The following is a 735-nucleotide window of genomic DNA, read 5'->3' as shown; positions in this document are numbered from 1 at the left end:
TGGAACGCGACGGGGCGGCCGGTGCCGGGGGTGTCGGTGGCGGATCTGCTCGAGGAGCAGGTGGGTCGGACGCCTGATGCTACGGCGCTGGTGTTCGGTGGGGAGCGGGTGTCGTATGCGGAGTTGTCGTCGCGGGTCAGTCGGTTGGCGCGGTTGCTGATCGGGCGTGGTGCCGGGCCGGAGACGGTGGTGGCGCTGGGGTTGCCGCGTTCTGCGGACATGGTCGCCGCTTTGTTCGCGGTGCTCCAGACGGGTGCGGCTTATCTGCCGTTGGAACTGGATTATCCGGTTGAGCGGTTGGCGTTCATGGTCGAGGACGCCAAGCCGTTGTGCATGCTGGCGACGACCGAGGTCCTGGCGAGGCTGCCGGAGACGTCGCAGACGATCGTTTTGGACGCGCCGGAGACGGTGGCGGAGATAGCGGCCCTGGCCGATGGTCCGGTGAGGGATGCCGAGCGGGTCGCGCCGGTCGGTCTGGATCATCCGGCGTATGTGATCTATACGTCGGGTTCGACGGGGCGTCCGAAGGGTGTGGTGACGCCGTATCGCGGCTTGACGAACATGCAGTTCAATCATCGTGAGGCGATCTTCGCTCCGGTGATCGAGGCGGAGGCGGGTCGGCGGTTGCGGATCGCGCACACGGTGTCGTTCTCGTTCGACATGTCGTGGGAAGAGCTGCTGTGGCTGGTCGAGGGCCATGAGGTCCACGTCCTGGACGAGGAACTGCGCCGCGAC

1 protein-coding gene is annotated in these 735 nt (G+C 66.7%); it reads left to right on the top strand.

The features are described 5' to 3' along the window. Nucleotides 1-36: 36 nt before the first annotated feature. A partial coding sequence (locus IE99_RS29930) for an AMP-binding protein (RefSeq protein ID WP_245623381.1) occupies nucleotides 37-735 on the top strand: 699 nt, incomplete at its 3' end.

Origin of the sequence: Spirillospora albida (assembly GCF_000718255.1) — a bacterium.
GTDB lineage: Bacteria > Actinomycetota > Actinomycetes > Streptosporangiales > Streptosporangiaceae > Spirillospora > Spirillospora albida.
This window is presented reverse-complemented; position numbering and strand designations above follow the sequence as displayed.